This window comes from Ruegeria sp. AF5 (assembly GCF_056541905.1).
On record NZ_JBQFYZ010000030.1, the window covers coordinates 1 to 12,316 of the forward strand.

9 protein-coding genes, 1 tRNA gene and 1 pseudogene are annotated in these 12,316 nt (G+C 57.6%); 4 read left to right on the forward strand and 7 right to left on the reverse strand.

What is annotated here, in order from left to right; all coding sequences use genetic code 11:
• A pseudogene (glyA, locus tag ACR0DS_RS19900) lies at positions 1 to 200 on the forward strand (serine hydroxymethyltransferase); the annotation flags it as partial.
• A 113-nt stretch (positions 201 to 313) separates the two neighbouring features.
• Here the strand turns inward: glyA and ACR0DS_RS19905 are convergent.
• Positions 314 to 688, reverse strand: a complete 375-nt coding sequence (locus ACR0DS_RS19905; protein WP_209507997.1) for a hypothetical protein — start codon at positions 686 to 688, stop codon at positions 314 to 316.
• A gap of 91 nt (positions 689 to 779) precedes the next feature.
• Here ACR0DS_RS19905 and ACR0DS_RS19910 point away from each other — a divergent pair, with 91 nt between their 5' ends.
• Entirely contained in the window at positions 780 to 1,538 is a 759-nt protein-coding gene (locus ACR0DS_RS19910; RefSeq protein WP_480489417.1) for an alpha/beta fold hydrolase, read from the forward strand.
• On the opposite strand, the gene ACR0DS_RS19915 is transcribed toward ACR0DS_RS19910, so the two are convergent.
• The 5 genes from ACR0DS_RS19915 to ACR0DS_RS19935 form a co-directional block, all read right to left on the reverse strand.
• The gene (locus ACR0DS_RS19915) at positions 1,539 to 1,724 is read right to left on the reverse strand and encodes a hypothetical protein (protein WP_267368020.1); all 186 of its coding nucleotides are present in this window, start codon (positions 1,722 to 1,724) and stop codon (positions 1,539 to 1,541) included.
• Between the two features lie 272 nt (positions 1,725 to 1,996).
• Positions 1,997 to 3,349 carry an HlyD family type I secretion periplasmic adaptor subunit gene (locus ACR0DS_RS19920; protein ID WP_480560777.1) on the reverse strand — a complete coding sequence of 451 codons (1,353 nt, stop codon included), beginning with the start codon at positions 3,347 to 3,349 and terminating at the stop codon, positions 1,997 to 1,999.
• Positions 3,350 to 3,351: 2 nt separating this feature from the next.
• On the reverse strand, positions 3,352 to 5,574 hold the full coding sequence (locus tag ACR0DS_RS19925; protein ID WP_480560775.1) for a type I secretion system permease/ATPase: 2,223 nt from the start codon (positions 5,572 to 5,574) through the stop codon (positions 3,352 to 3,354).
• Between the two features lie 39 nt (positions 5,575 to 5,613).
• Positions 5,614 to 7,554, reverse strand: coding sequence for a type I secretion protein (locus ACR0DS_RS19930; RefSeq protein WP_480560773.1), 1,941 nt, complete (start codon positions 7,552 to 7,554; stop codon positions 5,614 to 5,616).
• Between the two features lie 130 nt (positions 7,555 to 7,684).
• Positions 7,685 to 9,991, reverse strand: a complete 2,307-nt coding sequence (locus ACR0DS_RS19935) for a hypothetical protein (protein WP_480560771.1) — start codon at positions 9,989 to 9,991, stop codon at positions 7,685 to 7,687.
• A gap of 768 nt (positions 9,992 to 10,759) precedes the next feature.
• On the opposite strand from ACR0DS_RS19935, the gene ACR0DS_RS19940 reads away from it, so the two are divergent.
• Both ACR0DS_RS19940 and ACR0DS_RS19945 read left to right on the forward strand, forming a co-directional pair.
• The gene (locus tag ACR0DS_RS19940) at positions 10,760 to 11,350 is read left to right on the forward strand and encodes a helix-turn-helix transcriptional regulator (RefSeq protein ID WP_480616922.1); all 591 of its coding nucleotides are present in this window, start codon (positions 10,760 to 10,762) and stop codon (positions 11,348 to 11,350) included.
• A complete protein-coding gene (locus ACR0DS_RS19945; RefSeq protein ID WP_245220737.1) occupies positions 11,343 to 11,840 on the forward strand; it encodes a hypothetical protein in 498 nt (165 codons plus the stop codon). Before ACR0DS_RS19940 ends, ACR0DS_RS19945 begins: the two co-directional genes overlap by 8 nt.
• 106 nt (positions 11,841 to 11,946) lie before the next feature.
• Here the strand turns inward: ACR0DS_RS19945 and ACR0DS_RS19950 are convergent.
• Positions 11,947 to 12,032, reverse strand: a tRNA-Leu gene (locus tag ACR0DS_RS19950).
• Positions 12,033 to 12,316: the final 284 nt, after the last annotated feature.

Consider the following 12,316-nt stretch of genomic DNA (forward strand, 5'->3'; position numbering starts at 1 on the left):
CGGGCATCCGCCTGGGCAGCCCCGCCGGCACCACCCGCGGCTTTGGCGAGACCGAATTCCGCCAGATCGCCGACTGGATCATCGAAGTGGTCGACGGCCTGGCAGCCAACGGCGAAGACGGCAACGCCGAAGTCGAAGCCCGCGTCCGCGCCCAGGTCGCAGATCTCTGCAACCGCTTCCCCATCTACCCGAACTTGTAAACGTTTAAAAAGTAAAGAAAACGGCGCTCTTGAGGCGCCGTTTTTTGTTGTTTGAGCGACCGCTCCGACAAAAGAAGATCAGGTCAAGCGTCAGCTTGGCTGCCTTCTAAAGGTCAGATCAAATCGCGCCACCACAGAAAGACAAGCAGCAGCGCTGTCAGAGCCAACAGGTTGAAAGCCAGCCCCCCCAGCAATCCAAGGAACCAGCCCCACCTGCGATCCGCAAGATTGATGCTTCCCAGATGATCCTGCACTACGTCCGACGCCCTGACGAGCTTGGGAGTATCCAGAATCAACCGCATCTTCGGGTGCGACGCCATCGCCTCGGACCGGGCAAGCACCATGGCCTGCCGGTACACCCGGCGCGGCAGGCGTCGTTTTGCCTTGCGAATGGATGCCTCTAGCGTCTTGTCGCGCACGCCAAGCTTGGCACGCAGCAAGGCCACCGTCTCGGCGATCCGGGTCTGAATGTCTGGGTCCTGAGGCATTGGCTCTCTCCTGCCGCCGCAATCTAGCCTGCACCACAAAGACCTACAATGGGGCTGGTGATCCGCTGTAGGCGCTTGTATCACGCAAGCTATGCTGAACACGATTGTACATGGCGAACCGACCGCCCGCCCACCGCTGGTAATAGCACACGGCCTTTACGGATCTGCTCGGAATTGGGGCGTCATTGCCAAAAGGCTTTCAGACGAACGGCAGGTTGTGGCGGTGGACATGCGCAACCATGCTTACAGCATGTGGGACCCGAGCCACGATTATCCCCATCTGGCACAGGATATCGCCGAAGTCATAGAACAGATCGGCGGCGTGGCGGATGTTCTTGGGCATTCCATGGGCGGAAAGGCTGCCATGACCCTGGCCCTGCGGCACAATGGGTTGGTGAACAAGCTGGTGGTCGCCGACATCGCGCCGGTTCAATACGCGCACAGCCAAATCCAGTTCATCGAGGCCATGCGGGCTGTTGATTTTTCGCGCATCACCCGCCGGTCGGATGCGGAAATGCAGCTGGCCGATCAAGGCGTTGAGAAAGCGTTGCAAAGCTTTTTCACCCAATCGCTGGATATCAAGGGAAAACGGTGGTTGCTTAATCTGGATGTTCTTGCAGCCGAGATGCCAAAGATCATGGGCTTCCCCAAATTGGACGCCACATGGAATGGCTCCGCCCTGTTCCTGTCGGGCGCGGCATCGGATTATGTCCTGCCGGAACACCGCCCTGAAATCCGCTCGCTGTTTTCCGGCGCGCGTTTTGCCAAAATACCCGGAGCCGGGCATTGGCTGCACGCCGAAAAACCACGTGAATTCGAAGCAGCGGTTCGGACGTTCCTGAACGCCTGATCAGGTGCCCCGGTACAAGCGCCGGGCCACCATCCACGATGCCGGAGCAGCGATCACCGCCCCGGCAACTGCTGCGCCGACAATTGCGCTGACGGAAACCAATCCCGCAGACAGCACAGCGATTACGGCAGAACCTGAAATGGCAGTGGCGATCAGTGAATACAGCATGGCGGCAAGGCGAAACATGGTCGGGTGTTCCTTATGATGACTTCCGGCCAAACATGTCTCGATTCGAATGTGTTTTGCATTGATTTGCATCAGATGCGGAAATCTGGCGCTTCATGAACCTGTGATTTCGCAACCACCGTTGAGCCGATCCGCCAACCCGCCAAGGATGTGGAGCTTGTGAAATCCCAAGTCTTGCGCCGTCAAAGGTACACACCCTCACTTTCACGCTTTTCCCAAAAGGATCAGAACGCGACTTGAGGTAGATGAACCAACGGCCTTAGGCACCTAGGTTATTGCTCGCGAAACGCGCGCGACATGCTGTCCGACACAGGTTTGGCGATATAGGCCGCAAAAGTTCGTTCCTCGGTTTGGATCATAATTTCCGCAGGCATGCCGGGGGTCGGAACAAAGCCGCTGACCCGGTGCAGCTCGTCTGGGGTAAGTGAGATACGCGCCAGATATACCTCTTTTGGAACGCCTGCCGCCTCTTCAAGCAGCGCGTCGGCAGAGACATAAAAGACTTCTCCGTACAAAACCGGCGTTGTGCGCTGATTGAGCGCGATCAGTCGCACCGAGGCGGTCTGCCCGGTTACCACACTATCAATCTCGGTGCGTGGGATTTGCGCCTCAATAATCAACGGCGCATCGGCAGGCAGGATTTCGGCAATGGGTTCGCCCGTTTCGATCACACCACCCGGAGTATGATAATGCAGGCGAACCACTGTCCCGGTCACAGGAGCCCGTACCACGGCCCGGTCCAGGACATTACGGGCCTGACGGGATTTTTCGCGCACGCTTTCCAGATCTGCCTCGACCACGCCCAATTCATCCAGTGCAGCCTCGCGATAGGCGGATCGGGTGCGCGTAATCTGTTCCTGGTATTTCAGAAGCATCTGATTGATTTCAGCGGCCTCGGCCTGCAACCGGGCCTGCTGCCCCTCGGCTTCGGCCTGCACACGCCGGATCGTGTTCAATTCGCCCTTTCGAACCAGCCCTTTCTGGAAAAGCTGGTTTTTGGACTCGTACTCTTCCTGCAAGATCTCGGCACGTGTGACCATGCTGTCCAATTGGGCCTCAAAGCCACTTGCCCGGATCTTCAAAGCCTCCATATTGCGTTCCAAAAGTGCCACATCATTCAGCAAGGTCTTGCGCGACACATCAAAGCTCAGCATTTGACCGTCGAGAATGGCCATGACTTCCACGTCTTTGGAGGCCTCGACCAGATCTGGCGTAAAGACCAGACGATCCCGTTCCCCATATTCCGCCAGCAATCGCTCGGTCATCGCCTGCAAGCGCAATTTGCGGATGAACAGCTCGCGCTCATTGGCCTGCGCCGAGGTCTGATCCAGCGTCATCAGCACCTGACCTGCCTGAACCGATTGCCCTTCGGTGACCTTGATGTCTTCGATGATCCCGCCTTCAAGGTGCTGGACAATCTTGTTGCGTCCGGTGGCGACAAAGCTGCCCTGCGCGATGACCGCCGCCGCCAGCGGGGCGCTGAAGGACCACACTCCGAAACCGCCAAAACAGACGACCAGCATGATTATACCGATGACAATGAAGCGGTTGATCGAGCGCGGAACTTCCGCATACCAGACGTCAGGTTCACCGGCAGAGTGCTTTACGGGTACGAGGTCATTCATGGTCAGCCTCCCTGTTGCCCTTCAATTCCGGTCCGTTTGCGCGGCCCGTTGATCTGCTGAAGAACCTGCTCGCGCTGACCGAACAATGCGACGCGCCCATCGGTCAGCAACATGATCTTGTCGACCACATTCAGCAGGGTCGGTTTCTGCGTGATGACGACCACGGTAATCTTGCTTTCGCGCGCCTGTTCAATGGCACGCGCCAAGGCTTTGTCCCCGGCAACGTCAAGGTTCGAGTTCGGCTCGTCCAGCACAACCATTCGTGGGTTCCCAAAAAACGCCCGCGCCAGCGCAATGCGTTGTTTCTGTCCGCCCGATAAAGGCGATCCATCGGAGGCCACCACAGTCTCATATCCCTGCGGCAAGGTTGCGATCATGTTGTGTACATCGGCCAGAACAGCGGCGTCATGGATCTGTTCGTCCGTGGCATCGGCACGCATCCGGCCGATATTGTCCTTGATGGTTCCGGGGAACAGCTGCACATCCTGCGGCAGATAACCGATGCTTTCGCCAAACTGGCGCGGGTCCCAGTTTCGGATATCCATCAGGTCCAGCCGCACACTTCCCGACGTGGGCAGAACGGACCCGACAAGGGTTTTGCCCAAGGTGGTTTTGCCCGCACCTGAATTGCCGATAATGGCCAGTGTTTCACCGGGGGTGAGAGAGAAGGTAATCCCGTTCAGAACCACACGTTTGGTTCCACCGGGGACATAGAGCAACCGCTCCACATCCAGCCGGCCTTCGGGGCGCGGCAGGCGCAACTTCTCGTGTTGCAGGGCCGAGGTTGACAGCAGCGCCTTGATCCGCCCGTAGGCCGCGCGCGTCAGCAGGTAACTGTTCCACCCTTCAATCGAACCTTCGATGGGCGCAAAGGCGCGCCCGGCAATGATTGAGGCCGCGATCACCATTCCGCCGGTAATCTCTCCCTGCAGTGCCAGAAATGCGCCCCATCCCAGAATGCCAATCTGAGTCAGCAGACGAACAGCGCGCGAAATCGCTGCGAAGATCACGTTTCGGTCCTGCGCGCGCACCTGCCAGGTCAGGGATTGGGCGGTGTCCCGCCCCCAGATCCGCACCGCCTCGGGGATCATGGCCAAGGCGTTGATGATCTGACTGTTGCGCGACATGGAATCCAGATGCAGGTTCGCCATGGATTGTGCCCTGTTTGCCTCGGCAAACGGTTTGGCTGTCATTTTCTGGTTGATCAGCGCAATCGTCATCAGGATCAGCGCTGTCACCACGACGATCATGCCCAATTGCGGGTGCACGAGAAAGATCATCAAAATGAACAGTGGGGCAAATGGCACGTCCAGAAACGAGATCAGCGTGCCGGAAACCAGAAAACCGCGCAGTTGCTGCAAATCGCCAAGCGTCTGATATTCGCGCCCGTTTCCATGCAACGACGCGTGCGCAGCCGCACTAAGCACAGGTGCACCCAAACGAACGGCAACCTCGACACCGGTTCGCATCAGCGTAAACCGCCGCACCGCATCAAAGGCTGACTGAAAGATCACGGCCCCGGCGACGATTGCCGTCAACATGATCAGCGTATCCAAAGATCGGCTGGTCAGAACCCTGTCACTGATCTGAAACAGGTAGATCGGAATCGACAGGATCAGAATATTGGTCGCGCAGGTCAGCACCAGAACAAATGCAAGGTTACGCCGGATCGCCCGGATCGAATCCCGCAATGTGCGCTGGAAATCCTCGGGCGGGGTGCGCTTGTGAAAGGTTTGGGGTGGCCCGTTCCCGTCACCGCCGCCGGAGTTTGTCCGCAACAGTGGCTGGTTTGCCTTGGCCTCGATCGTCGCGCCCATGTGATCCGCGCCGGACGCGCGCGCAGAGGGGGTCTTGCGCGCTGTCGTTTCGTCCGCGGTTGCATGATCCGGGCCGTCAGCATCAGCCACCCCGTCACCACCGCCCGCAATGTCCTTGTCTTGCACGGGCTGCGGCGGCGCACGCCAATGGGGAGGTTCAGCGCGCGGTTGTTCACATGAGTGTTTCTGGTCTTTGGCCGGTTTCAACGCATCGTTTTCAACCGGCCGGTTTTGATCTGGTTCAGGCACTCGGAACTCCTGCGTCAGATGCAGTCGGGTGGCGGCACCTGTGGCCCGTTTTGCAGGATCTGTCCCAGGTTCGGGATCCTGACGCTTCAGACCCAACCCGCCTTGCCTGTCCAGCGGGCTGGATAAAGGGTGGCGGCGCGACGAAAAAACAAACGACATGTAGAAACCTTCTGGTCACTCGGTAAAAATCTTGGGGGATCAGGCCAGCATGGTTTGCAGGCCGTCGTCAGGTGTTGTTGCATCAAGAGCTGGGGTATTCAGTGCCAGGGCCGCATCCGGTTGCGCGACGGTCATGTCACCCATGATGGCTGCAATTGCCTCATTGGTCATCGCGGTAATCTCGTCGTTGTCCGGCATGTCGATCAGGCTGGCCTGATGCAGCAGCAGATCGGAATACGACCCGTCAGCTGCCATGACCGTCGAGTCCACACCCATCTTGGTCAGATGCGCGGTGTTCAGCATGGCGTTGCTGCCCGCGACTACATCGGCCCCGGCAGCATTCGGGCCGGACAGGTCTATATCATCCTGATCCAGCATCATCGTGGCCTGATTGACGATGTTCACCTGTATAAGATCGCCGTCGATCTTAAGGACGCGCAACTGCTCCATCCCGGCGAACATCGGATCATTCAGAAGCGCGTCTTCCAACGCGTCCATGTCCATTTCCGGTATGGCAAGCGCGTCCGCCATATTCTGTTGCATATCCTGGTGAATGTCCTTGCCGATCGTTTTGACCGACGCGTCGTTCATGAGCAGGTTTTCATCACCGTCCATCACCGACGCGGGCACTCCGCCGCTGATGATGTCGTCATCCATAAGGGCCATGGATTGAACCAGCACATCGACTGAAATCATGTTTCCGCCGATCATGATCAGATCGTAATAGCTCCCCAACTGCACGATATCGGCGACATTGTACATTTCGTTGTCGCCCAGCACGTAAAGCGTGGATGTGGCTGAAATTTCGGTCTGAATGTGATCGATATCGGTGGCATCTATACTCTGGTTGATGAAATTCGCGACCACCAGATCGCCGTGAACCCAGTCGACAACAACATAAGCGGGCTGGCCGCTTGTCCCGTCGACATCGTCCAGCCAGGCGGCCTCTTTGCCTTCGACTTCGATCACCGAAGACTGAACCAGGTTGGTACCGCTTCCGGCATTCATGGCACCTACGTCCCAGTCGGAAACAAGCGCGACCTGACTGATGACCGTCAGATTGATGGCCTGCCCGCCTACAACAATGTACGGAGCATCCACCCAACCAATAGTCGCAGACACTGCATTGATCGCCAGATTACCACCGGTCACCACCAGATGCCCGTCGTCAAAATCGGAATCCTTGGACTGATCCCATTCGGCGGGCCACGGCGTGTCCGCTTCATCGCCAGTCGCTTCATCCGGCTGATGGAAAGCAGGCAACAGGTCGGTCCATTCAGGTGCTTCGGCCATGTGCTCGCCATTGACGATCACGCCCAAGGCATCATCGCCATGGAACTGATACACGGTGACTCCATCCACATCCCCGTTCATCGGGTTCAACATCTGTTCGGCCAGTGCCTCGACCATCTCGATTGACTGGTAGTCCGCGAGTGAAAATGACGGGCTTGCCACGGCATGAAGTGACAACGCCATGTCCAGCATCTGCTCACCTTTTGCGATCAGCGCATCCGTGTCGCGAAATTCACCCTCGCCCACCGTGTCGTTGTCGCGCAGGAAAACCTTTTGCTTAACGTAACTCACCGCCGACCCCAACGGCACATTGTCAGGCCGCAGAATGACAAGCACTGGCGCGGATGACGGTCCAATCGTGTCGTCCGGTACAAAACGCTCGGAAACCGGCCCATCTCCACCAAGGATGATCACCGATTCATGTACAGGCCCCTTCGGCGCATCTGGTAGTGGCAGGTTAGGTTGAGGTGGGGCAAAATTGTATGGGAGGAGTTTGTACTCGCCCACCGGGATATCAAGATCGGCCCTGATATGGATCGCAGCAGGATCGTCCAGCCCGTCAATTTCAGCTTTTCGCCTCAGGGCAGTGAATTCATCATACTGGTCCCGCAGCCGGGCCTGTTCGATCGTAAGTTCAAATGTTCCAACAAAATGCGCTATCGTTTCCGTAATTGCGTCAAGGGCCATGTCGGTCATCCTTTTTCACCCGCACCGGCCAGAATTTCCGCTTTGGGTTCAGTTGGGCCGGGGCCACTGCACGCGGCCCCGGCATTTTCGAAAACAGCGAGGCCCGATAATGCGGGCCCCGCCTTTTGACTTATGCGTCGTTGTCGTCGCTTGCGTAGGACGAGGTCATCGAGCCACCGACCATGGTCGTATCGACCGAGTTGCCAAGCACGTTGGCCCCCATGACAATCGACTGGTTAAAGGCCGAGGTGTCGACAACAGCCGCTGCCGAGGCATAGGACTCGCCGGTCACGATGCCATCGCCACCGTTATTCGAGCCCCAGTTGCCAGCGTTGCCGCCTGCACCACCGTCACCCGAATACGCACCAGCCGCGCTGCCGCCCGTGATGGTCCCACCCATGGTGTCACCGGACATGGCTGTGCCGGTCGAGTATCCGCTGGCTCCGCCATTTGCGGCGGACGCGCCACCGGCACCACCTGCACCCGAGCTGGCCGCACCGGTCGCATCGCCCGAACCGGTCGATGTGGCATCGTTATCGGACATGCCCGAACCACCGTATCCGGCGATAGCTTCGGCCAGGCTGTCGGCGGCGCCGTTTGTATCGGCATCACCGAATACATCCGCCGCTCCGCCATCACCGGCGGTATTGGCCGCATCAGCAGACCCGGCACCGTTGCCCGAAGACGTGGATGTGGGCGTCGTTGTGCCGCCTGCTCCGCCGTCACCGTCTGCTGCAGACGTACCAGAGCCCGCTGCGTCCGCTGTGCCGTTGGCCGAATTGGATCCGCCATCACCACCGCTGCCATCCGTGTTCTGCGAATTGCTGGACGCACCGTTCACGTCACCTGGGCTTTGGTTGATATCAGGCCCGCTTGCGGACTGGTCGCCAACACCCTGCGCATCCGAATCCGCGTCGGCGGTTCCACCGGAACCATCGCCGCCCGAACCGTCACCGCCTGAGCCATCGCCACCAGCGCCATCGCCGCCCGAACCGTCGCCACCGGTTCCGTCACCCCCGGTTCCGTCACCGCCTTCGCCCGCTTCGGCATCAACCATGCCAAGCTCTTCCTGCAGGGCCATGATTGCAGCTTCGACCATAGCGGCAAATCCGCCTTCGCCGTCACCGCCGGTACCGTCACCGCCAGTGCCGTCGCCACCGGATCCTTCACCACCGGTTCCTTCGCCGCCCGAGCCTTCACCGCCGGTACCAGGTCCGCCAGTTCCGTCAGCCGAGCTGTCCGCACCACTGTCAGCGCTGCCTTCTGCTGCGTTGCTGCCTGCTGTTGCATCATTGGCTTCGGTTGTGCTGTCGCTGGAATTCGACGACGAACCGTCTGTCGAAGCACTGCCGTCACCGCCGTCGGAACCTTCGGCGTCAACGTCATTGCCGGCCAGACCAAAGCCCGTGCCGTTCGAGTCGGAATCGCTGTCGCCGCCATCGGCGCTGCCCGAAGCATTCGAGCCAGACAGACCAAGGCCCAGTCCCAGACCAAACGAATCTGCGCTTCCGCCGTTGCCACCGGTTCCGTCACCGTCAACGCTTGTGCTGCCGTCGTTGTCAGCAGAAGACGAACTGTCAGCGTCGCCGCCGTCGCCGCCAGTGCTGTCACCGTCAGCCCCTGCGCCGGACAGGCCGACACCAATGCTGGCGTTATTTGCGTCTCCGGTATCACCACCTGCGCCGCCACTCGAATCCGCGTCGGCGCTGCCGGTATCGCCACCGGCACCAAACGCATGGCTGCCCAGCGTTGTCGAGTCTGCCGAACCACCATAGCTGGTACCACCGGCGCCCGAATCTCCACCACTGGACTTGACGCCGATACCTTCTTCAGCGTTGGCGGTGCCGCCATAGGCGCTACCATTCTGATAGAAACCGGAATTGTTCGAAACTGACGCCGATTCCAGCGTGTCGTCATCGCTCAGACTGGCGACCTGACTGTTGACGGACGCCATTGCGGTTCCGGCACCATCCATTGAGATATCGACATTCATGTCATCGCCGGGATCATAGTTCAGATCACGGCCTGCGGTGATTACGTCGCCAACCGACGCGTTATCTCCGAAGTCCAGATCAACCTGATCATCATCGCGCGGAATCCACTCTCCGCCACCAAAGTCGATATTGATCGCGTTGCTGTTTGAGTTGTCGTTGGTGTTATCCCCAGCATTGAGCGTCTGGTCCTGATCCTGACCTTGATCCTGATCCTGGCCCTGATCTTGACCTTGGTCCTGGCCTTGTTCCTGACCCTGATCCTGGCCTTGATTTTGGTCTTGGCCCTGATCGTTGGAGTTTTCGACAGTCTGGTCCTGCTGCTGCTGTTGTGCAGTCAGGTCAGCTTCGACAAACGCCTCATCAATCGGGATTTCGACATTAACCGGAGCTTCCAGGTTCTCGACATTAATTTCGTCGACGGTTGTTACGTTTGTATTATTCACATTACGTCTCATGACAAATTCCTATTTCTGGAACGCCAGACCGCCATTCATCTAAAAAGCGGCATCAGGCGAGATTGAAACAAAAATACCCGCGCAGCGCTTGAACGCGCTGAAAGCGGTCGGTGGAAGTTTCTAAATGGCCACCTCCTTTCCCGGCTAAGCCGAAAGCGCGGCGGATCATGAAGGCTGCTGAAATACGCAATGACCGGCGCGATAGGGACAGGCGCTTCGACAATTGAAGCCCAGCCATGTTCGCAGCGACGCACGCCCACGCCTAGCTAGTCGAAAGTTTTGAAGTAGTTACAGTGTTGTTTTTATTATTTACTTTTGGAACACACCTGGGTTTTCGCTCGCCTGCCCCGCATGACCCACCCACAAAAAATAGCAACAAAATAATTCAATTGTTTCCGCTGGTTGCACAAAAAACCAAGCGGAAACCTAACCGAAAGTTCTATGGAACGGGCTCTGGAGGAACTCCTCCTGGTTGTGGAAAACCATGCTTTCGAGTATAATAGAAGTTAATTACCTATTTGATTAGTTAACTATTTTAGACCGCCAGAATTCAAAAAAGAGATTTTTGGTTGACCCTGTTTGCGAGGGAATGTGATGAGTGTGTCATTGATAGAAGAAACTGCCAATCAGGATCTTTATTCAGAAGATTTTTCGGTTGTCTTTATTGGAAAAGAATTATTCTACTCCAATCAGACCCTAAGAAGCGTTCAAACTGAATTCGGGGTTCGCGCTCAGCGGTTCGAAACCCTCGAATCCATGAACGGCCACACACCCGGTTGCAGCAAGATTATTGTTGTCGACCAGATGATGCTTGAAGACCTGTTGGCGCGCCCACTGGCCTATACCAAAAGTACGGGATCCGGCTGTCTCGCATTTGCCTATCGCAAAGAAGAATCGGCCCGGCACATGTTTGAATCCTGGGATCGCGCGCAGTTCGGCGAAGTTGGATTTCTGCCGATGAATGTGGCGCCCGATGCCTGGCGCGCCATCCTCAGGCTGCTGATGCATGAAGAACTGTACCTACCCAGCTTCCTTGCCGATTGCGCCACATTCCTGGGCCAGCGCACGCGGGACATCCCAGCCCGTCCAGCGACAAGCGCACCTAACGGAGTCGATCAAAAGTCGCGGTATCTGAAGCTGACGCGTCGCGAGAAGCAGGTCCTGCAACTTGTCTCGCAGGGCAAAAGCAACAAGTTGATCGCGGCCAAACTGGGAATTACGGAACACACGGTCAAACTGCATATGCACAACGTGGTTGGCAAGATCGGCGTCAGCAACCGCACCGCTGCCGCGCATTTCTATTATGAGGTTGCGCCGCACGAGGCGCAGCACTCCGCCGTTGACTGATACGTTCGAAGCCCGGTTCGATCGCCTGATCCTTCTGGTTGGCAGGCTGAACTATATGTGGACCAACACCGAAAGCCTGTTGATCCACCTGATCGCTGGCCTTTCCGGAACGTCGAAAGACGTGGCCGTCATTATCTTCCTGACCCTGAACACAACCCGCGCGCGTATTGATCTGGTCGAACGGCTTGCCAAGATGGAGGGAAGGCCCGCGCAGGTTCGCGACCCGATCCTTGAACGCACGCAACGGCTCAGCAAGCTTTCGGGCATCCGAAACAAGTATAACCACTGCATCTATTCATTCGATCAGGAGAGCGGAAACCCGAAAACGATCCTGATGCGGATTGCTGACCGCAAGACCGATATAAAACTGGGTCGCGCGGATACGGTAGATGATGACGCGCTTCGCGAAATCGAAGCGGTCGTCAATCAGCTTTCAGCCGCGAACCAGGACATCTGGAGGCTGATCCGGGAATTGGGGTATCCGGTTTAGTCCTGGTCATGAATATGACGCCATGACCACGTAGGCTGCGTTTCACTGCATTTGCGATACCGATGACGCGCAAACCGGGCGACAGAATGCAGCTTTCGAAAGCGCCTGGTGCGGGCGGTGGGACTCGAACCCACACGGGCATACGCCCTTCAGATTTTAAGTCTGATATGTCTACCATTCCATCACGCCCGCACGGCGCGGCCCTTTCGGACTGTGCAACGTCCTTACAAGCACAACGAGATGATAACAATGTGCTTTGACCCGCAGGATTGGGAAAAATAGACGGCAGCGCTGGTGAAACTCAATTGCACCCAACGGTACCTCCATTGTCTCACTTGGCTTTGGTGCGGTCCGACATATCCACAGGTCCGATGTGTCCGTCATCGAATGATTTGGAACACGAGCGTTTGATTGGCTTAGGAGGATCAGGCTCGCCGCAGTTTCAATCTACGCCGCGTTCTGATGATGCAGCAAGC